General features: G+C 71.2%; 27 protein-coding genes and 2 pseudogenes. 14 read left to right on the plus strand and 15 right to left on the minus strand.

Going from position 1 to position 25394, the window contains the following annotated elements; translation table 11 throughout:
• Window positions 1-12: 12 nt before the first annotated feature.
• The 3 genes from ACFW5B_RS05895 to ACFW5B_RS05905 form a co-directional block, all read right to left on the minus strand.
• Entirely contained in the window at window positions 13-1548 is a 1536-nt protein-coding gene (locus ACFW5B_RS05895) for an amino acid permease (RefSeq protein WP_386433828.1), read from the minus strand.
• Between the two features lie 55 nt (window positions 1549-1603).
• Window positions 1604-2545 (minus strand): hypothetical protein, encoded by a 942-nt coding sequence (locus ACFW5B_RS05900; RefSeq protein WP_386433831.1) that lies wholly within the window; start codon window positions 2543-2545, stop codon window positions 1604-1606.
• A 290-nt stretch (window positions 2546-2835) separates the two neighbouring features.
• Window positions 2836-3318, minus strand: coding sequence for a peroxiredoxin (locus tag ACFW5B_RS05905; RefSeq protein ID WP_386433834.1), 483 nt, complete (start codon window positions 3316-3318; stop codon window positions 2836-2838).
• Between the two features lie 179 nt (window positions 3319-3497).
• Here ACFW5B_RS05905 and ACFW5B_RS05910 point away from each other — a divergent pair, with 179 nt between their 5' ends.
• Together ACFW5B_RS05910 and ACFW5B_RS05915 are read left to right on the plus strand one after the other, a co-directional pair.
• Window positions 3498-3662, plus strand: a complete 165-nt coding sequence (locus ACFW5B_RS05910; protein WP_386433837.1) for a DUF3761 domain-containing protein — start codon at window positions 3498-3500, stop codon at window positions 3660-3662.
• A 93-nt stretch (window positions 3663-3755) separates the two neighbouring features.
• Window positions 3756-4283, plus strand: coding sequence for a hypothetical protein (locus ACFW5B_RS05915; RefSeq protein WP_386433840.1), 528 nt, complete (start codon window positions 3756-3758; stop codon window positions 4281-4283).
• Between the two features lie 6 nt (window positions 4284-4289).
• On the opposite strand, the pseudogene ACFW5B_RS05920 reads toward ACFW5B_RS05915, so the two are convergent.
• Window positions 4290-5351 (minus strand): annotated as a pseudogene (locus ACFW5B_RS05920) (GTP-binding protein); the annotation flags it as partial.
• A 110-nt stretch (window positions 5352-5461) separates the two neighbouring features.
• Between ACFW5B_RS05920 and ACFW5B_RS05925 the strand changes: the two are divergent.
• Window positions 5462-7681, plus strand: a complete 2220-nt coding sequence (locus ACFW5B_RS05925; RefSeq protein ID WP_386433843.1) for an NADP-dependent isocitrate dehydrogenase — start codon at window positions 5462-5464, stop codon at window positions 7679-7681.
• A gap of 93 nt (window positions 7682-7774) precedes the next feature.
• Here ACFW5B_RS05925 and ACFW5B_RS05930 read toward each other — a convergent pair whose 3' ends face one another.
• From ACFW5B_RS05930 to ACFW5B_RS05950, 5 genes are all read right to left on the minus strand, one after another.
• Window positions 7775-8473 (minus strand): HAD family hydrolase, encoded by a 699-nt coding sequence (locus ACFW5B_RS05930; protein WP_386433846.1) that lies wholly within the window; start codon window positions 8471-8473, stop codon window positions 7775-7777.
• The gene (locus tag ACFW5B_RS05935) at window positions 8470-9216 is read right to left on the minus strand and encodes a phosphatase PAP2 family protein (protein ID WP_386433848.1); all 747 of its coding nucleotides are present in this window, start codon (window positions 9214-9216) and stop codon (window positions 8470-8472) included. The genes ACFW5B_RS05930 and ACFW5B_RS05935 overlap by 4 nt, the downstream gene beginning before the upstream one ends.
• 65 nt (window positions 9217-9281) lie before the next feature.
• Window positions 9282-10217 carry a M56 family metallopeptidase gene (locus ACFW5B_RS05940; protein ID WP_386433851.1) on the minus strand — a complete coding sequence of 312 codons (936 nt, stop codon included), beginning with the start codon at window positions 10215-10217 and terminating at the stop codon, window positions 9282-9284.
• Between the two features lie 137 nt (window positions 10218-10354).
• Window positions 10355-10972, minus strand: coding sequence for a DUF5134 domain-containing protein (locus ACFW5B_RS05945; protein ID WP_386433854.1), 618 nt, complete (start codon window positions 10970-10972; stop codon window positions 10355-10357).
• A 150-nt stretch (window positions 10973-11122) separates the two neighbouring features.
• On the minus strand, window positions 11123-11509 hold the full coding sequence (locus ACFW5B_RS05950; protein ID WP_386433857.1) for a VOC family protein: 387 nt from the start codon (window positions 11507-11509) through the stop codon (window positions 11123-11125).
• Between the two features lie 141 nt (window positions 11510-11650).
• Between ACFW5B_RS05950 and ACFW5B_RS05955 the strand changes: the two genes are divergently transcribed.
• Window positions 11651-12184 (plus strand): GNAT family N-acetyltransferase, encoded by a 534-nt coding sequence (locus tag ACFW5B_RS05955; protein ID WP_386433860.1) that lies wholly within the window; start codon window positions 11651-11653, stop codon window positions 12182-12184.
• A gap of 27 nt (window positions 12185-12211) precedes the next feature.
• Here ACFW5B_RS05955 and ACFW5B_RS05960 read toward each other — a convergent pair whose 3' ends face one another.
• From ACFW5B_RS05960 to ACFW5B_RS05975, 4 genes are all read right to left on the minus strand, one after another.
• A complete protein-coding gene (locus ACFW5B_RS05960; protein ID WP_386433863.1) occupies window positions 12212-13024 on the minus strand; it encodes an amino acid ABC transporter ATP-binding protein in 813 nt (270 codons plus the stop codon).
• Window positions 13021-13923 (minus strand): amino acid ABC transporter permease, encoded by a 903-nt coding sequence (locus tag ACFW5B_RS05965; RefSeq protein ID WP_386433866.1) that lies wholly within the window; start codon window positions 13921-13923, stop codon window positions 13021-13023. The genes ACFW5B_RS05960 and ACFW5B_RS05965 overlap by 4 nt, the downstream gene beginning before the upstream one ends.
• Entirely contained in the window at window positions 13920-14798 is an 879-nt protein-coding gene (locus ACFW5B_RS05970; protein ID WP_386433869.1) for an ABC transporter substrate-binding protein, read from the minus strand. Before ACFW5B_RS05970 ends, ACFW5B_RS05965 begins: the two co-directional genes overlap by 4 nt.
• A gap of 213 nt (window positions 14799-15011) precedes the next feature.
• Window positions 15012-15695 (minus strand): glycerophosphodiester phosphodiesterase, encoded by a 684-nt coding sequence (locus ACFW5B_RS05975; protein WP_386433872.1) that lies wholly within the window; start codon window positions 15693-15695, stop codon window positions 15012-15014.
• Between the two features lie 551 nt (window positions 15696-16246).
• On the opposite strand from ACFW5B_RS05975, the gene ACFW5B_RS05980 reads away from it, so the two are divergent.
• From ACFW5B_RS05980 to ACFW5B_RS06000, 5 genes and pseudogenes are all read left to right on the plus strand, one after another.
• Window positions 16247-17644 (plus strand): DUF6421 family protein, encoded by a 1398-nt coding sequence (locus ACFW5B_RS05980; protein ID WP_386433875.1) that lies wholly within the window; start codon window positions 16247-16249, stop codon window positions 17642-17644.
• A 59-nt stretch (window positions 17645-17703) separates the two neighbouring features.
• Window positions 17704-18465, plus strand: coding sequence for an SDR family NAD(P)-dependent oxidoreductase (locus ACFW5B_RS05985; RefSeq protein ID WP_386433960.1), 762 nt, complete (start codon window positions 17704-17706; stop codon window positions 18463-18465).
• Entirely contained in the window at window positions 18462-19532 is a 1071-nt protein-coding gene (locus ACFW5B_RS05990) for a threonine aldolase family protein (protein WP_386433878.1), read from the plus strand. Before ACFW5B_RS05985 ends, ACFW5B_RS05990 begins: the two co-directional genes overlap by 4 nt.
• Window positions 19533-19686: 154 nt before the next feature.
• Window positions 19687-19843, plus strand: a pseudogene (locus ACFW5B_RS05995) (transglutaminase); the annotation flags it as partial.
• A 12-nt stretch (window positions 19844-19855) separates the two neighbouring features.
• On the plus strand, window positions 19856-20581 hold the full coding sequence (locus ACFW5B_RS06000; RefSeq protein ID WP_386433881.1) for a B3/4 domain-containing protein: 726 nt from the start codon (window positions 19856-19858) through the stop codon (window positions 20579-20581).
• Window positions 20582-20602: 21 nt separating this feature from the next.
• Here the strand turns inward: ACFW5B_RS06000 and ACFW5B_RS06005 are convergent, their stop codons facing one another.
• Window positions 20603-21316: a lysophospholipid acyltransferase family protein gene (locus tag ACFW5B_RS06005; RefSeq protein WP_386433883.1), complete on the minus strand. Its 714-nt coding sequence runs from the start codon at window positions 21314-21316 to the stop codon at window positions 20603-20605.
• Between the two features lie 235 nt (window positions 21317-21551).
• Between ACFW5B_RS06005 and ACFW5B_RS06010 the strand changes: the two genes are divergently transcribed.
• From ACFW5B_RS06010 to ACFW5B_RS06030, 5 genes are all read left to right on the plus strand, one after another.
• A complete protein-coding gene (locus ACFW5B_RS06010; protein WP_386433886.1) occupies window positions 21552-21890 on the plus strand; it encodes a TlpA family protein disulfide reductase in 339 nt (112 codons plus the stop codon).
• A gap of 58 nt (window positions 21891-21948) precedes the next feature.
• Window positions 21949-22029: a putative leader peptide gene (locus ACFW5B_RS06015; RefSeq protein ID WP_386433962.1), complete on the plus strand. Its 81-nt coding sequence runs from the start codon at window positions 21949-21951 to the stop codon at window positions 22027-22029.
• Window positions 22030-22115: 86 nt separating this feature from the next.
• A complete protein-coding gene (locus ACFW5B_RS06020) occupies window positions 22116-22622 on the plus strand; it encodes a flavin reductase family protein (RefSeq protein ID WP_386433965.1) in 507 nt (168 codons plus the stop codon).
• A 239-nt stretch (window positions 22623-22861) separates the two neighbouring features.
• On the plus strand, window positions 22862-23647 hold the full coding sequence (locus tag ACFW5B_RS06025; RefSeq protein WP_386433889.1) for an electron transfer flavoprotein subunit beta/FixA family protein: 786 nt from the start codon (window positions 22862-22864) through the stop codon (window positions 23645-23647).
• A 51-nt stretch (window positions 23648-23698) separates the two neighbouring features.
• Window positions 23699-24661 carry an electron transfer flavoprotein subunit alpha/FixB family protein gene (locus ACFW5B_RS06030; protein WP_386433892.1) on the plus strand — a complete coding sequence of 321 codons (963 nt, stop codon included), beginning with the start codon at window positions 23699-23701 and terminating at the stop codon, window positions 24659-24661.
• A gap of 127 nt (window positions 24662-24788) precedes the next feature.
• Here ACFW5B_RS06030 and ACFW5B_RS06035 read toward each other — a convergent pair whose 3' ends face one another.
• Window positions 24789-25304: a DinB family protein gene (locus tag ACFW5B_RS06035; RefSeq protein WP_386433895.1), complete on the minus strand. Its 516-nt coding sequence runs from the start codon at window positions 25302-25304 to the stop codon at window positions 24789-24791.
• Window positions 25305-25394: the final 90 nt, after the last annotated feature.

A 25394-nucleotide genomic window follows, 5' to 3' on the forward strand; every position in this document is an offset into this window, starting at 1 on the left:
TGAAGACAACTCCTAGTGCGACGGCGAAGCCGTCCGCTCCGGTGTCGGCGGCTGCGTCGGGTTGCTCCTCGGGTGTTGCGGGTTGAGGAACCACTTGCGGGCCGAGACGAACCACCAGGTGCCGGCGAAGAGCAGCACCACGCCCACCGTGATGGGCGCGTAGTTGAAGGTCTCCAGGGTCACCGGGTGCTGCTGGGGCAGCATGAACAGCACGGTGATGACCGCGACCCAGCCGACCGCGATCAGGCCCACGGGCTTGGACCAGCGCCCCAGGTGCCAGGGGCCGCGGCGGAAGTTGTCGCCCTGGCGCAGGCGCAGCAGGGTGGGCACCACGTACGCGATGTAGAGGCCGATGGTCGCGATGGACGTGACGGCGGCGTACGCGGTCGTGTTGAACAGGTACGGCAGCCCCAGGACGAACGCGCCGCCGGCGGCGAGCCACACCGCGTTCGTCGGGGTGCGGGTCCCCGGGTGGAGCTTGTGCCAGACAGTGGAGAACGGCAGCGCCCCGTCGCGGGAGAAGGCGTAGATCATGCGGGAGTTCGCGGTGACCGACGCCATTCCGCAGAACAGCTGGGCGCCGATGATGACCAGCAGCATCAGCTTGCCGGTGCTCGCGCCGAGCGCGTCCATGAAGATCTGCGCCGGCGGTACGTCGGTGCTCGACTCCAGGGCGCCGGTGTACGACTGGATCGCGAAGGTCAGGCCGAAGAGCAGCACGAACCCGGCGGCCCACGACACCACGATCGAGCGGACGATGCCCTTGGGCCCCTCGACCGAGGCATTCTTCGTCTCCTCCGTCATATGGGCCGACGCGTCATAGCCGGTGAAGGTGTACTGCGCCATGAGGAGCCCGATGAGCACGACATAGACGGCGGAGCCCCAGCCGGTGTTGTTCACGAACTCGGTGAAGACGAAGGCGGGGGACTGGTGCTTGCCGGGGATGACCAGCAGGGCGCCGACGATCACGACGACGCCGATCAGATGCCACCACACCGAGACGGTGTTGAAGAAGCCGACCACGCGCACCCGGAAGGTGTTCACCACCGCGTGCAGCAGGAGGATCACGCCGAACAGCGTGATCGTGTGGACGGGCGTGGCGGCGTAGCCGAACTGCAGGTTCAGGTAGGCATTGAGGAAGGACGCGGCACCGAAGTCGATGCCCGCGGTGACGGCCACCTGGCCGAGGGTGTTGAACCAGCCGGTGAACCAGGCCCAGGCCGGGGCGGACCGCTGCGGGGCGAGCTTGTGCGCCCAGAAGTAGAGACCGGCGGAGGTCGGGTAGGAGGAGCAGACCTCGGCCATGGACAGGCCGACGAAGAGGGTCATCAGGCCGACGAGAACCCAGCCCCACATGATCAGGGCCGGCCCGCCGGTGTTCATACCGAAGCCGTACATGGTGAGGCAGCCGGACAGGATGCTGATGATGGTGAACGAGACAGCGAAGTTCTGCCGCCCGGACATCGAGCGGTCCAACGTCTGCGCGATGCCGAGTTCGGCCAGGCGCTCCTCCTCCGTCTGTGTGACGCTGGGAATGTCCAATGGCATGGCTGTGCCTCTCCTGTTGGTGGCGCGATGACATGCGGAACACATTCGGCAGGCGCTACGGTGCGGCCCCCTTGACGGCCCACTTCCGGTGCCGGGCGAAGAGCTGCTGGGCGTCTCCGCAGTAACTCCACGGCACATCCGTGGCGTACGGGCCGATGGCGTCGAAGACCTCGGCCGCCACCCGGTGCTGGTTCGCGAAGGACAGCGCGTGGGCCAGGTAGTTGGCGTCCTCGTGGAAGGCGGCGTGCGGCATGGAAGGGGCACGGTAGGTCCACCAGTTCGCCCATGCCTGCTGGGTCGACGGGTTCTCCGTCCACGGATGCACCGTCAGGCCGTACCGGTGCCCGTCCTTCTTCATCCGCGTACGGTGCGACTCGGCGAGCGCCACCAGCGGCAGGACGTGCAACGGCATCCCGCGGGGCACATGGGCGCACCGCTCCTGCGCCCAGTGGAACATCTCGCCCGCCACCCCGTGCCAGTCGGGGAACATGTAGGTGAGCAGCTCATGGTGCGCCTCCCGGTTCCACGGGTCGCGCTCCTCGACCTCCCGCCACACGCTGTGCACCGTCTGCCGCCACTCCCGGTCGCGGTCGGGGGAGTGGTAGCGCAGCAGCGCGAGCATGACGACGTACGGCGTCGGGTCGGCGGGCAGGACGTCACCGGCGGCATGGCAGGTCTCCCACGCCTGTTCCATCTCCGCGCCGCTGCCCTGCCCCCGTTGACCGGCCATCGAACGCAGGGCCTGGACGGTGGCGAGGAGGGCCAGGGCGTGCGGGGAACGCGGTTCGGCCTGGGCCCAGGTGTCGGCGAAGGTCAGCCGGGCCCCGGCACGGGCGAGCACCTGGAGGCGGAAGATCCGGCGGTCCCAGTCGGCGCCGGTCGCGCTCAGCAGTTCGCGTGCGCCTTCCCACCTGCCCATCGCGGCGTCCTCCACCACACCGCGTAACCGGGTGTCGTCCCGTGCCGGATGCCGGTCGAAGGCCGGTTTGCGTCTCACTGCTGTCCCGCCGGCGTTCTCTCGGACGAGGGGAGCAGGTCCTCACCGTGCTCAAGGGGGCGGAGCCCGATTCGACCGTGAGGGGCAATCACCGCAATCTCCTGTACGTGGCGTGCATGGTCTGCGCAAGCGGACTGTCAACTTCGTTCATGAAATGCCGACTTGAGAAAGAAGACTATTCACTGACGCGCGCCCGCGCACATTGCTTCGGTGATAAAGACCATGCGATGTGGCGCCCTTGAGCCGTACGAGGTGGTCCCGGACGGCCGGGCCGGTTCCGCGTCGACGGGTCAGCCGTCCGTAGTGGGGAGCCGGCGGACGAGGGCGTCGAGGTTCTGGAACGTGGCCCCGAGCAGGGCGACATGCTTCCAGCGCAGCCTGCCGTCGGAACCGATGAGGAACACGGACCGGCGCAGCCCGATGCCGGGAGCCGCGATGCCGAGGCGGCGGGCCAGTTGGCGGTCGGTGTCGGCGAGCAGCGGCAGCCGCAGACCGTATTTGCGGGCGAACTGCTCATGGCTGTCGAGGTCCTGGGGGCTGATCGCCCAGACCTCCGCGTCCTGGTCCGTGAACTGGTCCAGGCCGGAGGAGTAGGAGCACAGCTGCTTGGTGCACACGCTGGTGTCATCGCCCGGGTAGAAGGCCAGCAGCAGCGGCCGGCCGCGTTGCAGGGACAGGGTGTAGTCGCGCCGCTCGAAACGGTCCCCGGTCAGCACCCCGCCGGGCAGGGTGAAGTCGGGGACGGGCGTACCGATCTGCAGCGTCGTGGCCATCGGGATTCCAATCGGTCAGGGACCGGCGGGACGTGGGCTCCGGTCCTGCGGGGGAGGGGCAGGCGGTCATGCTCCCCTCTTCGGTGCGTTCGTAGCGGGAGCCGTTACGGATTGGCCGGGTGCGCGAATCCGTCGGTGCCGGGCCAGTTGTGGGGCCGTGGCAGGGCCGTTCCGGGGTCATGTCGGGCGGTGCAGCGGACCGTTGGACGACTTTGTTGACTCCGACGACCGCAGGTGCCTCCGCGAAGTGCAACGACGGGACCTACAGCTACAGCCGGCACCGGCGGGGCACCTGTAGCCACCACCACGGAGTCGCCGTCTGGCTGCGGAGCCTGCCGGCCTGAACCGCCGGGCGCGCTCCGGAATGCGGCCCTACAACCTTCAATGCCGCTGGGTGGTCTTCACGGCACCGTCACAAAAGCCCAGGGGGATTGTTTATGTCGTACCCGCAGCGGTCCGTGCCGTCCGGTCAGCGGTCCCACCCGTTCGCGTCGCCGCGGCCCGTGCGGCCGCCGGTGTCGCAGCACGCCGCGCTGAAGATCGTGGTGGGCTCCGGGTGCGCCCTCCTCGTCGTCGGGCTCGGCATAGCCGTCGGCGGCGGCAAGAAGGCGGAGGCGAACCCCGCCTCCGCCCCCACCGTCACCGGCAAAACGGAGCAGGCCGCGGCGGAGCGGCCGATCGGGGCGACCGGGCGCACCGGGAAGACAGCGGCGTCCGGGCCCGCCACCACGGCTGGTCCGGGCAGCTACCGCGTGGGGGAGGACCTCGTCCCGGGCACCTACGAGACCGGCGGGCCCACCGCCTCCGATGTGCCGCCCTGCTCCTGGGCGCGCGCCCGGGGCTCCGGCAGGGAGCCGGGCAGCGGCCTCACCAAGGGCGCCTCCCGAGGCCCGGCCCGCGTCACCGTGTACGACGGCCAGACCTTCGAGACCCACGGCTGCCGGCCGTGGACGAAGACCGGCTGACGGCCCTCAACCCACCACCCGTCGCACGACCTTCAGCAGATACTCCTTGCGATGCAGCGGATCGTGGTCCGTCCGCGGCCGGACCGGAACCTCGCCGCGCACCGGCTGATACCCCGAGAAGTCGCACGCCAGCACCCCTTAGCCGCGGGTCAGCCCCGGCAGCCGCCGCTCCAGTTCATGCACCCGGGCCACCGGAAGCTCGCCCTCCAGCAGGCACTCGGCACCCCGTACCGTCTGCGCACGCGGCACCGCGTGCAGCCGGGCGAGCAGCGGCGACAGCGGGCCGAGGGCGTCCGCCGGGATCTCCAGCCGGAAGCGGTGCACCGGCTCGTACACCCGGGTGCCGGCCCGCCGCAGCGCGTCCATCAGGACCAGTGGCGTCAGATGCCGGAAGTCCCCCGAGGTGCTCGACATGCTCTTGTCGAAGGTGCCGTGGGCATGGCTCTGCCGGGCCCGGTAGCCGGAGTGCGTCATCGTCACCGTGCAGTCCTCGACCTGCCATCCGTACACCCCTTCGCGCAGTGTCTCGTGCACGGTCTCCTCGACGGCCTTCATGAACGGGTACGGCATCGAGCATCAGCGCCTCCAGGCCCGCGCCGGTGACGGCCGAGCCGAAGAACACCGGATGCACCAGCCCCGCCGCGTGCGCTCCGCCGGCTCCCCGCGCAGCCGCCCGTAGGACAGGGCCGAGGCGTCCTCGATGTAGGTGGCCAGCAGCGCGTCATCGTGCGCGGTGAGCAGGTCGGCGAGCCGGTCGGTGAATCCGGTATCGGCGGCGTCGTACGAGGTGATCCGCGCTTCGCGGGTGCCCGGCGCGTCCACGCAGGTCATGGCGACGGCGTCCGGGGTCAGCCGCTCGGCGATCTGCCGCAGTACGCGCGCGCCGTCCGCGCCCCGGCGGTCCACCTTGTTCACGAAGATCAGGGTCGGGATGCGCAGCCGCTGCAGGGTCCGCAGGAGTACGCGGGTCTGCGCCTGTACGCCCTCCACGGCGGAGACGACGAGGACCGCGCCGTCCAGCACGCTCAGTACCCGCTCGACCTCGGCGATGAAGTCCGTTCGCAGCGGATCGGAACCATTTCCTCCACTTTTGCCCGTGGCGGGGTCCTGTCGAGAGGGAGGCACTCACGAGATATCTTGATGTCGAGCAATGTTGCAGACGTGGAGCGGAGCACCCGGTGACTGACTCGACCATCATTTACACCCACACTGACGAGGCCCCGGCCCTGGCGACGTATTCGTTCCTGCCGGTGATCCAGGCATACGCGTCGACGGCCGGCGTCAGCGTGGAGACCCGTGACATCTCTCTGGCCGGGCGCATCATCGCGAGCTTCCCCGAGCGCCTGGAGGAGGGGCAGCGCATCGACGACGCCCTGGCCGAGCTCGGTGAGCTGGCGAAGACTCCCGAGGCGAACATCATCAAGCTGCCGAACATCTCGGCCTCGATCCCGCAGCTGAAGGCGGCCGTCGCCGAGCTGCAGCAGCAGGGCTACGCGCTGCCGGACTACCCGGACGACCCGAAGACCGACGAGGAGCGCGACATCCGCGCCCGTTACGACAAGGTCAAGGGCAGCGCCGTCAACCCGGTCCTGCGTGAGGGCAACTCCGACCGCCGGGCGCCGGCGTCGGTCAAGAACTACGCCAAGTCCAACCCGCACCGCATGGGCGCCTGGACGGCCGACTCGAAGACGAACGTCGCCACCATGGGCGTCGACGACTTCCGCTCCACCGAGAAGTCCACCGTCATCGGCCAGGACGGCACGCTGCGCATCGAGCTGTCGGGCGACGACGGCTCCACCACCGTCCTGCGCGAGTCGGTACCGGTCCTCGCGGGCGAGGTCGTCGACGCGTCCGTGATGCGGGTCGCCGCGCTGCGCGAGTTCCTCACGGCGCAGGTCGCCCGCGCCAAGGCCGAGGGCGTGCTGTTCTCGGTGCACCTCAAGGCCACGATGATGAAGGTCTCCGACCCGATCGTCTTCGGCCACGTGGTCCGCGCCTTCTTCCCGAAGACCTTCGCCCAGTACGGCGAGTCGCTCGCCGCCGCGGGCCTGACCCCGAACGACGGCCTCGGCGGCATCTACAAGGGCCTGGAGTCGCTGGCCAACGGCGCCGAGATCAAGGCGTCCTTCGACGCCGAGCTGGCCGAGGGCCCGGAGCTGGCCATGGTCGACTCCGACCGCGGCATCACCAACCTGCACGTGCCCAGCGACGTCATCGTCGACGCCTCCATGCCGGCCATGATCCGCACCTCCGGCCACATGTGGGGCCCGGACGGCGCCGAGGCGGACACCCTCGCCGTCCTCCCCGACAGCAGCTACGCCGGCATCTACCAGGCCGTCATCGACGACTGCCGCGCCAACGGCGCCTACGACCCGTCCACCATGGGCTCGGTCCCGAACGTCGGCCTCATGGCGCAGAAGGCCGAGGAGTACGGCAGCCACGACAAGACCTTCGAGATCCCGGTCACGGGCACCGTGCGGGTCCTCGACGAGAACGGCAACGCCGTCCTGGAGCAGGTCGTCGGCGCCGGTGACATCTTCCGGATGTGCCAGACCAAGGACGCCCCGATCCGCGACTGGGTCAAGCTCGCCGTCACCCGCGCCCGCGCGACCGGCAGCCCGGCGGTGTTCTGGCTGGACGCCGGCCGTGCGCACGACGCCCAGCTCATCGAGAAGGTCAAGACCTACCTCGCCGAGCACGACACCGACGGCCTGCAGATCGAGATCATGGCGCCGGTCGACGCGATCACCTTCTCCCTGGAGCGCATCCGCCGCGGCGAGGACACGATCTCGGTCACCGGCAACGTGCTGCGTGACTACCTGACCGACCTGTTCCCGATCCTGGAGCTGGGCACCAGCGCCAAGATGCTCTCGGTCGTCCCGCTGATGAACGGCGGCGGACTGTTCGAGACCGGCGCCGGCGGCTCCGCCCCCAAGCACGTCCAGCAGCTCGTCAAGGAGAACTACCTGCGCTGGGACAGCCTGGGTGAGTTCCTCGCCCTCGCGGTCAGCTTCGAGCACCTCGCGCAGAAGACCGGCAACGCGCGCGCCCAGGTGCTCGCCGACACCCTCGACCGCGCCACCGGCTCCTTCCTCAACGAGAACAAGTCGCCCAGCCGCAAGCTCGGCGGCATCGACAACCGCGGCAGCCACTTCTACCTCGCCCTCTACTGGGCGCAGGAGCTGGCCAAGCAGACCGACGACACCCAGCTCGCCGAGGCGTTCGCGGCCCTTGCCGAGACGCTCACCGAACAGGAGCAGACCATTGTCGACGAGCTGATCGCGGTGCAGGGCTCGCCGGCCGACATCGGCGGCTACTACCAGCCCACCATCGCGAAGGCCGATGCGGTCATGCGTCCGTCGAAGACCTTCAACCAGGCCCTGGCGTCCCTCAGCTGACGCGACGGCTTCGCTGGTCCCTGCCGCCCCGGCCGGTCTCGCACCGGCCGGGGCGGTGCCATGCCCGGCGGCGCCCCGGCCGCCGCCGGTGGCTCAGCCCACGCGATCCAGCACCGGCCGCAGCCCGTCCGGCCGCCGGTCCACCGGCAGATGGCCGACCGGCAGGAAGGCGCAGCCCAGCGCCGTGGCGCCGCCGTCCGCCCGCCGGTCGTCGCCCACCATCAGCACGGCGGACGGGTCCAGCCCCAACTCCCGGCAGGCCACGGCGAAGAGCTGCGGATCGGGCTTCTGGACGCCGTGCTCGTAGGACAGCACACAGGCGTCCACATAACGGTCCAGGCCATGGGCGCGCAGCACCGGTCGCAGATCCCAGCCGATGTTGCTCAGCACGCCGATACGGATACCGCGCCGGTGCAGTTCCGCCAGCACCCCGGCGGCGTCGGGGTACGGCTGCCAGGCCGCCGCCGTCATATGGCGCTCGTAGAGCGCGTCGTACAACTCGGGTGCGGGGAGCGGCACTTGACGGGCCAGTCCGGTGTAGACCGCGCGGTGGTGGTGGGCGTCTCGGTCGCGGAGCTCCCACAGGCCGGCCAGCTCGGCCGGGATGCCGACGGGGGAGGAGCCGCCGGGAAGCGCACCGGCCCGCTCCAGCGCGGCCGCCCGGCGGGTGATCTCGGCGTCGGTCATGGCCGTACCGGACGCCGCCAGCGCCGCCCGCAGCCACGACTCGGCGGGTTCGATCCGCAGCAGGGTTCCGGAGAAGTCGAAGAGCACACCTTTGATCGTCGTCATGACCGTTTTCCTGCCCATTGCGGACCCTCTTTGCCCTCTTGGGGAGCGAAGAGGGTGTATGCGGCTGCCGCCGCGGCCACCAGCGCCCCGCCCAGCAGCCAGCCCCCGACCACATCCGACAGCCAGTGCACACCCAGATAGACCCGGGTGAAGCCGACGCCGACGACCGACACCACGGCCACCGCCCCCGCCGTCCGGCGCCACCGCGCGCGGGCCCCGCCCAGCCGCAGCAGCCACAGCACCAGCGCGCTCGCGACCAGCGCGGACATCGCATGCCCGGACGGGAACGCCGCGTAGTGCGCGGTGTCCACCGGGTCCGGCCAGACCGGGCGCTCCCGGCCGACCACCGCCTTCAGTACCTGCTGCAGCCCCGTCCCGACGAGCGCGGTGCCCGCAACCCAGACCGCCAGCAGCCGTTCACCACGCCGTACGAGCAGGAGGACCGCGGCCACCAGCACCGCGCGCATCGTCCACGGGTCCCACAGCCAGTCGCTGAGCAGCCGGCCGAGGCGGGTCCAGCCGGGCTCGGCGACCGCCGTCCGGTGCAGCGCACCGGCCAGCGCCCGGTCGACCGACAGCAAGGGGCCCCAGCCCAGCACGACCAGGGTGAGCAGCAGACCGAAGGCGAGGGCGCAGAGCGCGGCGCAGGGGAGGGCCGGGACGCGCGGTGGGGCGAGTGCGGCGCGGCGGGTGGCGTCCACGGCGGCGGACGACCGGACGGAGGGCGGCGGCGTCGGTGGCATGCCACGATCCTCGCCGATACCCGGCGTTCCGGGCGAACGGGCCACGCCCTCCGGCGCCGCGTGGCCTACGTCAGGGCGCGCAGCCCCGGAATGAAGGTCACCAGCAGCGGGATCGCCGGCACCAGCGCCGCCACCGCCGTCATCCGCAGCCGGCGGCCGGGGGTGAAGCGCGGTGCGGGAGCCAGCAGCCGGTCCACCCGCTCCGGCACCTGGGCGAGCTGGGCCGGGCAGGGGCCGAACACCCCGCGGTCCTCGTTGAGTTCGACCAGCGCCAGGGCGATCGTCCGCCGGCCGAAGCGGCGCGAGGCCACATCGTCGGCGGCCAGCTCGACCAGCCGGTGCACCTGGTCGCGGAACGCGGCGAAGACCGGGACCTGCGGGAATCCGGCGGCCAGTGCCGAGGCGCAGTACAGCAGGAGGTCGTGCCGGGCCCGTGCGTGCCCCTGCTCATGGGCGATCAGCGCATCGAGCTGATGCCCCTTCAGGCGGCGCAACGCCGAGGTGGTGATGACGAGTTGGGGCGAGGAGTGGGACAGCCACCAGGCCTCGGGGCGGTCGCCCTCCAGGACGACCAGGCGCTCCCCGGAGGGCTCCTCACCGGGCAGCAGCGGCGAGCGCAGCAGCAGTTCGGCCCGCCGCTGCCGGCGACGGGCGCGCACCGCCCGTACCTCGCGGGTCAGCGCCACGGCCGTCCAGGCACCGCCACCCGCCAGCACCAGGGCCAGCACCCCGGCCCACGGCCCGTGCGCCTTGAGGGCATACGCCTCGACGACGACCCGCGGGGCGAACCCGAACACCGGGCTGCGGACGGCTTCCCAGGCGGCGGCCGCGCTCAGCGACATCGCGAGCAGACAGCACAGCAGCACCCCGGCGACCACGCACTGCCACACCCACAGGGCGAGCACCGGCTCACGGCCGGGCCAGTCGGAACGGGCCATCAGCCGTGGCGCCGTTGCCGCGGCCAGCACGCCGAGAATCATCAGCGCGAGAGGGACCATCATGCCGTCAGCCTATGAGCGCACGACTACCCGTTGGTACGGCCACGCGTCGGAAGTGACGCACACCACCTCGCCCCGGCCGGCGCCGCGCACCGGGCGCGCCCACTGCGGCGCACCGGACGGCAGGGCGTCGCCGCAGCTCACAGCACCAGCAGCATCGCCAGCATGCCGATACCCATCGCCACCCGGCAGGCCTGCAGCACCCCGGCGCCCGCCGGCGCCACCGCCGCGCCCGCCACCGCTTCCCCGGCGCCCGCACCGGCCCCCGGAGCCGCCGCCGGCACCAGCCGGACCCCCGCCGCGAGCACGTACCCCGTGAAGTAGACGAGCAACAGCCCCGTCACCAACGGCACACCGCCCGCAACCGCATGCCCCATCGGCCCCGTCCCGCCCACGGAGCCCATCTGTCCCATCGATGCCATCGGGCCCATCTGCCCGGCGTGGCCCGCCCGTTGGGACGGTGCCACCATCACCAGCGCCATGTACACCATGGTCAGCGCACCCACCGCATGGTGCGGATGCCGGCGCACCAGCGCCCACAGACCGTTCGCCCCGAAGGCCGCGGTGAACAGCCAGGGCATCCAGGAAGGCGCCGCCAACGGCCAGGCCATCGCCGCCATCCCCAGCGCCATCAGCCCCTCGCCGCGCGCCTCGTCCCGCTGTCCGGCCGGTCCGCTGCGCGCCCGCGCGAGGCAGTACGCGCCGGCCGCGGCACCCAGCAGCACCAGCAGCCAGCCGACCCACACCGGTCCGTGCACGGAGCCCCTCCCCTCGCACCCGTACGCATCGGGGGCAGGATGCCCGCCGGCCGCCCGGCACACGGGAGCGCACGGGCGCAAGGGGGGAGCGCGGCGGAGGGGCCCACCGGGACCGGGTCCGCCCCGGCCGGCCGGGGCGCGCGGCGGTCCTCAGGGGCGGTAGCGCAGCGGATGGTCCGCCGGCACCTCGGTCAGCACGATCCGGTGACCGTCCGGGTCCGCGATCCACATCTCGATCAGCCCCCAGGGCTCCTGCACGGGCGGCCGCAGCACCTCCACCCCGTGCGCCTGCAACTCCCGGTGTGCCGCCGCCGCGTCCGCCACCTGGAGCCACAGTTGGAGGGTCTCCGTGGCGGGTCCGGCGGCGTGGCCGGACACCTCCAGGAAGCCGCCGCCGAGGAAGTAGACCGTGCCGCGCTCGGGCCCGGTACCGAATTCCCGGTAGATCTCCAGCCCCAGCGCCTCACCGTAGAAGGCCCGCGACCGCTCGGGATCGGCCGGCCGCAACAGCACCCTGCTGCTCAGTACGTGCACCATGGGCCGGACCCTACGCCGCCCGCCCCGCCCGGAGGGGCACCCGCGGCCGGAAGCCCGCGGCAATCGTGCCCTGACGCCGTGGCCCCGCCCGTTGTTAGCCTCCTCGCAGCCACCCGTCCGCCGGAGAGGACCGTGCCTGCGATGCCCACCACCGAGCTGACCTTCCGCACCGCCCGCGACGCCGACGTCCCCGGCCTCGTCGGCCTCATCGAGTCGGCCTACCGCGGTGAGGTGAGCCGCGGAGGATGGACGACGGAGGCGGACCTGCTGGAGGGGCCGCGCACCGACCTGGAGGACGTCGCCGCCGCGGTGCGCAAGGAGTCCGGCCGGCTGCTGATCGCCGAGTGGGACGGCGCGCTGATCGCCTGCTGCCGGATCGAACACCGCGGGGACCACGCGCACTTCGGGATGTTCGCGGTGCGCCCGGACCTCCAGGGCGACGGCCTCGGCAGGATGATCCTCACGGAGGCGGAGCGCACCGCCCAGGACCTCTGGGACGTCCGGGAGATGCGGATGACGGTCATCCGGCAGCGCACGGAGTTGATCGCCTGGTACGAGCGCCGCGGCTACCGGCGTACGGCGGAGTACACCCCGTTCCCGTACGGCGAGGAGCGGTTCGGTATCCCGCAGCGCCCCGACCTGGAATTCGAGCTGCTGGTCAAGCAGCTCGGCTAGGGCGTGTCCCGGGGCTCCGGCCGCCGCTCACAGCCGGCCCGCCCGGATGATCCGCTGCAGGAACTGCCGGGTGCGGTCGTGCCGGGGAGCGCCGAAGACCTGCTCGGACGTTCCGCGCTCCAGCACCACCCCGCCGTCCAGGAAGCACACCTGGTCGGCGACCTCCCGCGCGAAGCCCATCTCATGGGTGGCGATGACCATGGTCATGCCTTCGTCCTTGAGCTCGCGGACCACGCCCAGCACCTCGCCCACCAGCTCCGGGTCGAGCGCCGCGGTGATCTCGTCGAGCAGCAGCAGCCGGGGCCGCCCGGCCAGCGCCCGGACGATCGCCACCCGCTGCTGCTGGCCGCCGCTGAGCCGGTCCGGGTACTCCCCGGCCCGCGCGCCGAGCCCGAGCCGCTCCAGCAGCTCGCGGGCCCGCGCCTCCGCCTCGGCGCGCGGCACCCCGTGCACCCGGCGGGGCGCCAGCGTGATGTTGTCCAGCACGGTCATGTGCGGGAAGAGGTTGTAGGCCTGGAAGACCACACCGATCCGGCGGCGCACCGCGTCCACGTCGGCCCGCGGGTCGGTGATCTCCGCGCCGTCCAGGAAGATCGCGCCGTCGTCGATCTCCTCCAGGAGGTTCGCGCAGCGCAGCAGAGTGGACTTGCCCGACCCCGAGGCGCCGATCAGCGCGGTCACGGTGTGCGGCGGGACCTCCAGATCCACGTCCCGCAGGACGACCGTGCCCCGGCCGTAGGTCTTGCGTACGGACTCCAGCCGCAACACCGGTCCGCCGCCGTCCGCCGCCGGCCCGGCCGCTTCCCCGGCCGGCCGCGGAGTGTCGTCCGTCGTGCTCATACGAGGCCCCCCTGGGCGCGCCGGCGGTCCATGCGGGCCGTGATCCAGTCCGTGCAGCGGGTCATCGGGATCGTCAGCGCGACGAAGACGAGCCCGGCCACCACATAGGGCGTGAAGTTGAAGTCCTTGCCGGCGATGATCTGGGCCGCGTAGACCGCGTCCACCGCGCCCGCGATGGACACCAGACCGGTGTCCTTCTGCAGCGAGACCAGATCGTTGAGCAGTGGCGGCACCACCCGCCGCACCGCCTGCGGCAGCACCACGAAGCGCAGCGCCTGCCCGTGGGAGAGCCCCAGCGACCGGGCCGCGGCCCGCTGCGAGGGGTGCACCGCCTCGATACCGGCCCGGAAGACCTCGGCGACATAGGCCGAGTACGTCAGCACCAGCGCGGACCCGCCGAGCAGCACCGGATCGATGGGCACGCCCTGCAGCCGCAGCGCCGGCACCCCGAAGACCACCATCAACAGGCAGATGATCAGCGGCAGTCCGCGGAAGAAGTCCGTGTACGCGGCGGCCAGGGCACGCAGCGGGAAGAACACCGGACCGCGCAGCGTCCGGGCCACCGCCAGCAGCAGCCCGAGCAGCAGCACCGCCACCCCGCACACCACCAGCAGCCGCAGATTCAGCAGCAGCCCGTCCAGCACCTTCGGCAGCGCCAGCCGCGCGTACTCCAGGCTGAAGAAGGTCTCGCGGGTACGTGGCCAGCCGGGCGAGCGGGTGATGACCAGGAAGAGGACGGCGCCGGTGACCAGGGTGCTCAGCGCGGCGACGGCGGTGGCCCGGCGCGCCCTCGCCCGCCGGAAACGCTCCCTCTCGATCCGCCGCGCCGAGGGCACATACCCGTCGTCGGCCGCCTCCCGTGCCGTAGGGGCCTTCACCACACCTTCTCCGTACGTCACTTGAGCACCGGAACCGCAATGGCGTCGGTCAGCCACTTCTTCTCCAGCCGGGCCAGCGTGCCGTTCCTGCGCAGCGTGTCCACCGCCGCCGTCACACACCCGGTGATCCGGCTCTGCTTGTCGAGGACCAGCCCGAACTGTTCCTTCGCGGGGCCGGTGGCCGCGAACTGCCCGACCACCTCGGCGTCCTTCACCTCCGCCGAGGTGATGTAGAAGGCCGTCGGCAGATCGGTGAGGATCGCGTCGACCTGGCCGTTCTTCAGCGCGGACTTGGCGAGGTCGTTCTTCTGGAAGACGGCCGGCTGCTGCGCGGGGCGGACGGTGTCCTGGAGGACGTCCAGGCTGGTGCTGCCGACCTGCGCACCGAGCTTGACCCGCCGCAGATCGGCGATGCTCTTGGCGTGCGCGGCCCGGGAGCCCTTGAGCGCGATCACCGCCTGCCGTACGCCGTAGTAGCCGGAGGAGAAGGCGACGGCCCGCTTGCGCGTGGCGCTGATGGAGATCTGGTTGATGTCGAAGTCGAACTTCTTCGCACCGGGCGCGAAGGCGTTGTTGAACGGCACGGTCTGCCAGCGCACCGCGTCCCTGCCGTAGCCCAGTTGCCGGGCGACGGCGTACGCGACCGCGGATTCGAAGCCCTTGCCGTTGGCCGGGTCGTCGTCGTGGAACCACGGCGCGTAGGCGGGCTTGTCGGTGCCGACCGTGAGCGTGCCGCGGGCCACGGTGGCCAGCCGGCCGCGGTCGCAGCTCTGCTCGCCCCGGGCGGCCCCCGGCTCACCGGGGGACGCGTCCTGCGGGGCACAGCCGACGGCCGCGGTGAACAGCGCGACGGCGGCGCAAGTGGCAAGGCGGAGGGGGCGGTTGGCGAGGCGCATGGCGGGAGCGTGGCAGTGCGCGCGCCCGCCTGTCGAGATCACCGGCGGAGAATTCCGCCTGCCGAGACCACATTGCACGGCTGTGAACTGCGGATTTCGCCGTACGCGGGGGCACGAGGAGCGGGGCGGGTGCGAAACGCGGGACGGGAACGAAGCGCGGGGCGGCCCCGGGGACGCGTTGCGCCCCGCCCGCCCCGGTGCCGCCCCGCCCGCCTACGCCGTGAAGCGGACCGCCCGCCGGATCTCCGGCTGGTCGGTCACCACGCCGTCCAGGCCGAGCCCCCGGGCGAGACGGAGCTGATCGTGGGTGTTGACCGTCCAGGCCACCACCTTCAGCTGCGCGGCGTGCGCCCGCTCGACCAGTTCCAGGGTGAGCCGTCGGATGTTCAGCGAGAGCATCGTCGCGCCGACGGCCAGCGCCCGGTCGACGACATCGGTGCCGTAGCGGCTGGCGACCAGCGCGGTACGGACGCCGGGCAGCAGGGTCCTGATCGCCGCCAGCGCCTCGTCGTGGAAGGAGATCACCTCGACCCGGTCGGCCAGATCCCGCGAGCGCAGCACCTCGGCCAGCGCCTGCGCCGCCGCCACATCCTTGATCTCGGCCTGCAGCGGTGCCTTGACCGCCGTCACGACCTCCTCGAAGACGGGGATCCGCTCACCCTGCCCGGCATCGAGTTCGCGCAGCTCGGCGAGGGTGCGCTCGGCGATCGGACCGGCACCGTCGGTGGTCCGGTCCACATCCGCGTCGTGCATCACCACGAGCGCGCCGTCCTTGCTCAGATGCAGATCCAGTTCGATGACATCGAGGCCCTCGTGCTCGGCGCGCACGAAGGAGCGCAGGGTGTTCTCCGGCTCCACGCCCATCATTCCGCGGTGTCCGATGGTGAGAAAGGACAAGGCTGCCTCGCTTCTGTCGGCTCGGTGCTGCTGTCGGCTCAGTCCCGGTGTCGACCGTCGACCGTCGGCGACGGTGAACGAAATGGCGCTCAGCCTAACGGGACCGTACGGCGGAAAAAGGGGTGCCGGACGGGGCCGCGGTGTGTCCAGTACGGGTACCCGCCATATCCGGTTCCAGACCGCCTCACCCGCGCGTGGGCGAGTCCTCCCCTCGCTGACGGCCCCGCCGGGACCCGGTCGGGGCGGTCAGCGGCGGCCCGGGGAGCGGGGTGTGGCATATGCCATACGACTACGGGCAGTAGGTGTCGCGTACGCCGGACGGTGGCGCCCCGGAGGGCGAAGAGGTGCCCTTTTCCCGTCAACAGGCCCTGAAAGAAGCGCTGTACGCCCCGGCGCATCGGACAGGAAGTGAGGTCTGGGCCGTCACGCACAGGAAAAATCGGCGTGAGCACCGGGTGTCGGCAGAAATATTTTCACCGGGGCCACTTGAGCGGGCGATCCTCGGCTGGTTACCGTGTTCTGACAACACGATCTACCGCCGGAGGGCAGTCATGACGGAAATTCTTTCGCCTGTGGGTGTCCGGGAGGCCACCGCGACCGCAGAGAGTGTGGTCGCGCACCCCGCGTGGTCCGTGCTCAAGGACGCGGTCGAGACCATCCGCCCGTGGCAGTCCGAGGACGGTTCGATCGACCTGGCCGCGGAGGGCGCGCCGACCGCAGACGCCGTCCGCGCCGAGGTCGAGCGCGTGATAGCGGCCGTCGCCGAGCTGACCCCGCTGGTCCCGCACGACGCCGCCCACCACCGGGCGGTCGCCGCCGACCTGCGCCGCTGGGCCGACAGCGGCTTCGGCGTGCCGGACTTCCTGGACTCGCTGCTCGCCTTCCAGCCGGCCCAGCAGCGCGCCGACGGCCTCCAGCACCTCGTGGTGTTCCCCATGTACACCCAGAACGGCAACCCGAACCGCAACTTCGAGGCCGTCGTCCTGCGCATGGTCTGGCCCGAGTGGCTCTCCGAGCTGGAGCGCACCCGCTACGACAACCCCCTTTTCTGCGGCATCACCTTCGAGGACTTCACGGCCGGCTACGACACCCACTCCGCGGTGCTCTTCCCGGAGACCATCGCCGTGCGTGAGGCCCCCGAGCGGTTCAACTGGGGCGGGATCTTCTGCGACCGCGAGGCCGCCCGCTTCCGCCGGGTCAGCCAGGCCGCCGTCGAGACGCTCGGCATCGAACTCCCCGAGGACATCCGCACGATGCTCGAGGACCAGCAGCGCTGCCAGGAGTCGTTCGTCCTGTGGGACATGGTCCATGACCGCACCCACAGCCACGGTGACCTGCCGTTCGACCCGTTCATGATCAAGCAGCGGCAGCCGTTCTGGATGTACGGCCTGGAGGAGCTGCGCTGCGACCTCACCGCCTTCAAGGAGGCCGTGAAGCTGGAGGCCGAGGGGTACCCCCAGGCGCGCGACGTACAGTTCACGGTGATCTTCGACCGGATGTTCCGCTTCCCGGTCAGCGGCGACCGCGTCCGCAACTACGACGGCCTCGGCGGCCAGCTGCTCTTCGCGTACCTCCACAAGCACGACGTCGTACGCTGGACGGACAACACTCTGCACATCGACTGGGAGCGGGCGCCCAAGGTCACCAACCAGCTGTGCGGCGAGATCGAAAAGCTCTACCGCGACGGTATCGACCGGCCCAAGCTGGTCCACTGGTTCGCCGCGTACGACCTCGTCTCGACGTACCTGGCACCGCACCCGGGCTCGGTCTGGGCCAAGGGTCCCGACGCCCTCGACCTGGACCAGCCGCCGCGCAAACTCGTGGATGACGTGCTCCCCGACGAATTCCCGCTGAGCATGTTCTACGAAGCGCTCGCCAAGAAGCTGCGTGCTGTGATCGCATCCACCAAGGGCATCACGGCCCACAGCGACGCATTGGCGGCGGCATGACGACGGACCGGAACACCCGGCCGCAGGCCGTCGAGGAGCAGGACGAGGAGGCGACGAAGATGGGTACTTCGACGGGCGGCCAGGGGCCGCTGGAGGGTGCGGTCATCGCGGTGGCGGGGGCGGCCGGCCCCGCCGGGCGGGCGACCCTGCTGCGGCTGGCCGAGGCGGGTGCGGTGGTCGTCGGCTCGGACTCGAACCCCGAGCGGCTGGCGGAGGCCGTGGACGCGGCGCGCTACGCCCACGGCGGCGCCACGGTGATAGGGGACACCGTGGACCTCCTCGACCTGGATCAGGCCCGCGAATGGGCGGACCGTACGGAGAAGGAATTCGGCCGGATCGACGGCCTGGTGCACCTCGTCGGCGGCTGGCGCGGTTCGTCGACGTTCGCGGAGACCGACCTGACCGACTGGGACGTGCTGCACAAGCTGCTGGTCCGCACCGTCCAGCACACCTCCCTCGCCTTCTACGAGGCCCTGGAGCGCAGCGGCAACGGCCGTTTTCTCCTCACCAGCGCGGCCGGCGCCAGCAAGCCCACCGGCGGCAACGCCGCCTATGCCGCCTCCAAGGCCGCGGCCGAGGCCTGGACGCTGGCCATGGCGGACGGTTTCCGCAAGGCAGGGGGTGAGCAGGGGCCGCGCGCCGCTGCTGCCATCCTGATCGTGAAGGCGCTCGTCAACGACCAGATGCGCGCCGAGCGACCGAACGCGAAGTTCGCGGGCTTCACGGACGTCACGGAGCTGGCCGAGGCCATCGCCGGAGTCTGGAGCCGGCCCGCCCAGGAAGTGAATGGACAGCGTCTGTGGCTGACCCCCGAGCCGTGACCGGAGCGAAGACCGACGCCCGGCAGCACCACGATCCCGCGGTACGCGGCTTCGCCAGCGACAACTACGCGGGCGCGCACCCCGAGGTGCTCGCCGCGCTCGCCCTCGCCAACGGCGGTCACCAGATCGCCTACGGCGAGGACGACTACACCGCGCACCTCCAGCGGGTGTTCCGCAGCCACTTCGGGCAGCGCGCCGAGGCGTTCCCGGTGTTCAACGGCACCGGCGCCAACGTCGTCGCCCTGCAGGCCGTGACCGACCGCTGGGGCGCGGTGATCGCCGCCGAGTCCGCGCACATCCACGTGGACGAGTGCGGTGCGCCCGAGCGGGTCGGCGGGCTCAAGCTGCTGACCGTGCCGACCGAGGACGGCAAGCTCACGCCCGAGCTGATCGACCGCCAGGCGTACGGCTGGGACGACGAGCACCGGGCCATGCCGCAGGTCGTCTCGATCGCCCAGAGCACGGAGCTCGGCACGGTCTACACACCGGACGAGATCCGGGCGATCTGCGAACACGCCCATGAGCGCGGCATGGTGGTGCATCTGGACGGCTCGCGGATAGCCAACGCCGCGGCGACGCTCGATGTCCCGATGCGGGCCTTCACCAACGCCGTGGGCGTCGACATCCTCTCCTTCGGCGGCACCAAGAACGGTGCGGTCTTCGGCGAGGCCGTGGTGGTGCTCAACCCCGACCGGGTGCGGGCGATGAAGCATCTGCGGAAGCTGTCCATGCAGCTGGCCTCCAAGATGCGCTTCGTCTCCGTCCAGTTGGAGGCGCTGCTGGCCAAGGACCTGTGGCTGCGCAACGCCCGGCACGCCAACACCATGGCGCGGCGGCTGGCGGACGGGGTGCGGGAGATCGGCGGGGTGGAGATCCTCTACCCCGTGCAGTCCAACGGGGTGTTCGCCCGGCTGCCGCACGACGTCAGCGAGCGGCTCCAGAAGCGCTACCGCTTCTACTTCTGGGACGAGGCGGACGGTGTGGTGCGCTGGATGTGCGCCTTTGACACCACCGTGGAGGACGTCGACGGCTTCCTCGCCGCACTCCGCGAGGAGCTGGGCCGCTAGACGGAATAGCCCTGCATAAGTATGCGCCCGGTCGAAAAGTCATTGACTCTCGGCCGGGTGCATCGCTATGTTCCCCGGGTATGGAGCTGATCCAGAACACCCCGGAAATCTCTGCCTACTTGGCAAGGCGGCCTTCGCATTCGTCCGCGACACCCTCGATCGTGAGCAGCTCGCCTTCACCGTCCGCACCGGAGTGCAATGAACTGGACCACCCGGTGCTATTTGCTGAACCGCACCCGGCCGTGCTCCAATGCCTCCGGGAGGCCGTCGACCGGCCTCACCTCTGGCAGACGCTCCCCACCGACCTCTGAGGACCGGCCCTGATGTCCAGCCCTTCGCAGACCTCCGACCTGACCTGTGACCTGCATGTCTCCGACGAGGTGCGTGCCCTGGCGCCCGGCTTCGGCTGGCTCGCAGTGGAAGCCCGCGGTCTGACCAACGGGCCCAGCGACGAGGCCGGCTCGGCGCTCCTGGATGACGCCGCCCGCCGGCTGGCCGAGCGCCTCGACGGGCGGGCCCCGCAGGACGATCCGCACATCGCCGCCTGGCGCGCCGCGTACACCGCCTTCGGCAGCAAGCCGTCCCGTACCCGCAACTCCGCCGAGGCGCTGGCCCGGCGTGCGCTCGCGGACGGCGGGCTGCCGCGCATCAACCGCCTGGTCGACCTCTACAACGCGATCAGCGTCGCCCACCTCGTCCCCGTGGGCGGTGAGGACCTGGACCGCATCCAGGGCGGGATGCGGCTCGTCCGGGCCACCGGCGACGAGCCGTTCGCGACCGCGGCCGGAGGCGCCGAGGTCATCGAGCACCCGGACGCGGGCGAGGTGGTCTGGCGCGATGACGAGGGCGTCACCTGCCGCCGCTGGAACTGGCGGCAGGGTGTCCGCACCCGTCTCACCGAGGACTCGGCCAGCGCCCTCTTCCTGCTGGAGCGGCTGGACCCGATGCCGCTGGACGCGCTCGCGGCCGCGGGCGCCGAGCTGGCCGAGGTGCTGCGCCGGGCCTGCCCGGACGCCCGGATCGAGATCGGCGAGATCCGGACCTGCTGATCCGGGCCGCTCCCGCGGCGCCTACGCGAGACCGCGGGGCGCCGGGGCGGTGCCGCCGAGGTGGGCCGGAATCCACCAGGTGTCCTCGGCGTCCTTGGGGCGCACGGGGTAGGCGCGCTGGGCGGCCTCCAGCAGATCCTGCACCCGGGTCCGCAGCCGGTCGGTGATCTTCTCGGCCTGCTCGGCGGGGTCGGCCTCCATCGGCTCGCCCACCCGGATCGTTATCGGGAAGTGGTTCCGGCCCAGATCGCGCTTGTGGCCCTTGGTCCACAGCCGCTGGGTGCCCCACAGTGCCACCGGCAGCAGCGGCACCCCGGCCTCCTGGGCCAGCCGCGCCGCACCGGACTTGAAGTTCTTCAGGGTGAACGACTCGGAGATCGTCGCCTCGGGGAAGACCCCGATGATCTCCCCCGAACGCAGCGCGGACAGCGCGTGCTTATAGGCGTGGATGCCCTGCCCGCGGTCGACGGGGATGTGCTTCATCGCGCGCATCAGCGGCCCCGACACCTTGTGCCGGAAGACCGACTCCTTCGCCATGAAGCGCACCAGCCGCTTGGCCGGCCGCGCGGTGAGCCCGGCGAAGACGAAGTCCAGGTAGCCGATGTGATTGCTCACCAGAACCGCCCCGCCGCGGCGCGGAATGTGATCCGTCCCGGCGATGTCGAATTTCAGATCGAGCGCCTTGAAGAGCGTACGGGCGGCGCCGATCACCGGCGGATAGACGAGCTCTGCCATTGTCCGGAGGACCCCTTTTCCACGCCTGGGGAGGGTTCTCCCGGCGGAAACCTACGCAGTCGTAACTGCGGCTTTCGGGAGATCGTGCCCGATGTCGGCCGTGGCGGCCAGCGCGCCGGCGGCTGCAAGCGGGAGATTCTTGTCACGTGACGCCCGCTTCGGCCCGCCTCGCGCCGCATCGGAAGGTACATTCCGCACCCTTGGCCGTAGCAGGGCCGACAGGGAAGAAGGGGCGATGACGGTGCTGGAGCGGGACGGCAGGGTGCGGCTGGGCGCCGCCGAGATCGGCGCGGAGCCGGGGGAGCGGGCCACTCTGCTCCAGTTCTCCAGTGCCTTCTGCCAGCCCTGCCGGGCCACCCGGCGCATCCTGGCCGAAGTGGCCGAAATGGTCGCGGGGGTGGCTCATATCGAGATCGACGCGGAGGACCATCTGGACCTCGTACACCGGCTCGACGTGCTGAGCACCCCCACGGTGCTGGTGCTCGACGCGGACGGCGCGATCGTGCGCCGCGCCACCGGACAGCCCCGGAAAGTGGATGTCATCGCGGCACTGGGCGCCGCTGTCCGTGATTGATCTCCCAGATGGCGGGCGCCCCTTGACGCTGTGCGTCACGAATCGTCACTCTGACGTGATGCGGTCAGGACCCCTTCTCTACGGACGCGCCCACGTCGACCTTCTGCGGACTGCCAGCGCCTGCTGTCCGGGCATGTGAGCAGCGACGACACCCCTGCCGCCGGCCGCCGCAGCGCCGCCGCCGGCTCCGACCGGGCCCGTACCCGACAGCAGAAGGACAACTCCATGACGGCCCTGACCGGCCTCGGCACGCCACACACCGCTTCTCCCGAGCTCCTGCGCTCGGTCTTCCGGCAGCACGCCGCCGGTGTCGCGGTGATCACCGCACCCGGCGTCCGCCCCGCGGGCTTCACCGCCACCTCCCTCACCTCCGTCGCCGCCGACCCGCCGCTGCTCTCCTTCGGCGTGGGCACCGGCTCCTCCAGCTGGCCGAACGTGTCGGAGGCCGAGCACATCGGTGTCCACATACTCGGCGAGCACCAGCAGGAGCTGGCCGCCACCTTCGCGCGCAGCGGCGCCGACCGCTTCGGCCCCGGCACCTCCTGGCGCACCGGCCCGGAAGGCGTGCCCCTCCTGGACGGCGTACTCGCCTGGATGGTCTGCAAGGTCGTGGCGCGGGTGCCGGCCGGCGACCACTGCATCGTGCTCGCCCAGCCGGTCGTCGGTGACCCGGCGGGGCCCGGCCGTCCGCTGCTCTATCACCAGGGCCGGTTCAACGCCCTGCGGGACTGACGGTCCGTCGCCGGAACCCGGCCCGCCCGCGTTCCGGCGCGGCTTCCTCTTCGCCCGTTCAGGGCCGTTGGCAACGTCACATTTCGACGGCCTTGATTCGGGGCACGAGACTGGATGTACTGGCGAGTAATATGACGGTCGGCGTGGGGAACCCGATCAGACCGGGGGCCGCCCCAACAGGCGCCTATGCTGCCAGCACAAGGCAGTTCTGAAGAGACGAAGCAGGTAGGAGAGTCGGCGTGAGCTTGAGGATCGTTGTCTGTGTGAAGTACGTGCCCGACGCCACCGGCGACCGGCACTTCGCCGAGGACCTGACCGTCGACCGTGACGATGTGGACGGTCTGCTCTCGGAGCTCGACGAGTACGCCGTCGAGCAGGCCCTGCAGATCAAGGAAGCGGCCGACGACGCGGAGATCACGGTCCTCACCGTCGGTCCCGAGGACGCCAACGACGCGCTGCGCAAGGCGCTGTCGATGGGCGCCGACAAGGCCGTCCACGTCGAGGACGACGACCTGCACGGCACCGACGCGCTCGGCACCTCCCTCGTACTCGCCAAGGCCATCGAGAAGACCGGCTACGACCTCGTCGTCTGCGGTATGGCCTCCACCGACGGCACGATGGGCGTGCTGCCCGCGCTGCTCGCCGAGCGGCTGAACGTCCCTCAGGTCACCCAGCTCTCCGAGGTCTCCGTCGACGGTGGCAAGGTCACCGGCCGCCGGGACGGCGACACCGCCAGCGAGCAGCTGGAGGCCGCGCTGCCGGCCGTCGTGTCCGTCACCGACCAGTCCGGGGAGGCGCGTTACCCCTCCTTCAAGGGCATCATGGCCGCCAAGAAGAAGCCGGTGGAGTCCCTGGACCTGGAGGACCTGGAGATCGAGGCGGGCGAGGTCGGCCTCGAGGGCGCCTGGACCAAGGTCGAGGACGCCACCGAGCGTCCGGCCCGTACGGCGGGCACGGTCGTCAAGGACGAGGGCGAGGGCGCCAAGCAGCTCGCCGAGTTCCTCGCGGGCCAGAAGTTCATCTGAGCCGCGTAGTCCTTCCACCGCCCTCATTCTTCCCCGCAGGAGAGCAATCCCATGGCTGAAGTTCTTGTCTACGTCGACCACGTGGACGGCGCCGTCCGCAAGCCCACCCTCGAACTCCTCACCCTCGCCCGCCGCATCGGCGAGCCGGTAGCGGTGCACCTCGGCCCGAACGCCGAGGAGGCCGCCAAGGTCCTCGGCGAGCACGGCGCCGTCAAGGTGCTGGCCGCCGACGCCCCCGAGTTCGCCGAGTACCTCGTCGCCCCCAAGGTCGACGCGCTGCAGGCCGCTTACGACGCGGTCTCCCCGGCCGCCGTGCTGCTGCCGTCCTCCGCCGAGGGCAAGGAGATCGGTGCCCGCCTCGCGGTCCGCATCGGCTCCGGCATCATCACCGACGCCGTCGACCTGGAGGCCGGCGACGAGGGCCCGGTGGCCACGCAGTCCGTCTTCGCGGCCTCGTACACCACCAAGTCCCGGGTCTCCAAGGGCACCCCGGTCATCACCGTCAAGCCCAACTCCGCCGCTCCGGAGGCCGCGTCGGCCGCCGGTACGGTCGAGCAGCTCGCGGTGACCGTCGCCGACTCCTCCAAGGGCACCAAGATCGTCTCGCGTACGCCGCGCGAGTCGACCGGCCGCCCGGAGCTGACCGAGGCCGCGATCGTGGTCTCCGGTGGCCGCGGTGTCAACGGTGCCGACAACTTCCCGGTCATCGAGGCGCTCGCCGACTCCCTCGGTGCGGCCGTCGGCGCCTCGCGTGCCGCGGTGGACGCCGGCTGGTACCCGCACACCAACCAGGTCGGCCAGACCGGTAAGTCGGTCTCGCCGCAGCTGTACATCGCGGCGGGCATCTCCGGTGCGATCCAGCACCGCGCCGGTATGCAGACCTCGAAGACGATCGTCGCCATCAACAAGGACGAAGAGGCGCCCATCTTCGACCTCGTCGACTACGGCGTGGTCGGTGACCTCTTCGACGTCGTCCCGGCCCTCACCGACGAGGTCAAGTCCCGCAAGGGCTGAGCCCGTTCGCGGTGCCGGACCTCCGGCGCAGGCAACGAGGCCCCGTACGCGCGCTGCGTACGGGGCCTCGTGCGTCCACGGCCGAAGGGGTGCCGCGGAGCCTCTGGCGGAGGGCGTGCAGCGGGTCCTAGCTGCCCGTCGCACCGTCGATCTGCTCGCGGATCAGATCCGCGTGGCCGTTGTGGCGCGCATACTCCTCGATCATGTGGACGTAGATCCAGCGCAGGCTCAGCGTGCCCCGGCGGGTCTCGAAGGTCTCGTCCAGCCCGCTGTCCGCCACGGCCTTGTCGCAGGCCTCGACCTCGGTGCGGAAGGCCGTGAACGCCGCCTCGGCGGTGGCCGGGTCGAGATCGTCGAAATCGGCGTCGGGCCGGGCTTCGGTGAAGTAGACGTCGTCGATCGGCTCACCGAGGAAGCGCTTGCGGAACCAGGACCGTTCGACGTCCGTCATGTGGCGGACGAGGCCGAGCAGGGTCAGGGTGGACGGTGCGCTGGTCGCCTGTGTGAGCTGCTCGCCGGTGAGGCCGGTGCACTTGGTGAGCAGGGTGTCGCGGTGGAAGTCGAGCCAGCCCTGCAGCATGTCCCGTTCACCGGCCACGGTCGGGAGTTCTCGGCGCTCTACGGAGGGTGCGATCCACGTCATGCGGGTGAGTCTGGCGGTGCCGGGGCGGTGGCGCCACGGAGTTTCCGGGCGGCGGCCCTACGCCCGTGAACCGGCCGTCCGGGGCGGAGG

Origin of the sequence: Streptomyces sp. NPDC058773 (assembly GCF_042746015.1) — a bacterium.
In the GTDB taxonomy this organism is placed as follows: Bacteria; Actinomycetota; Actinomycetes; order Streptomycetales; family Streptomycetaceae; genus Streptomyces.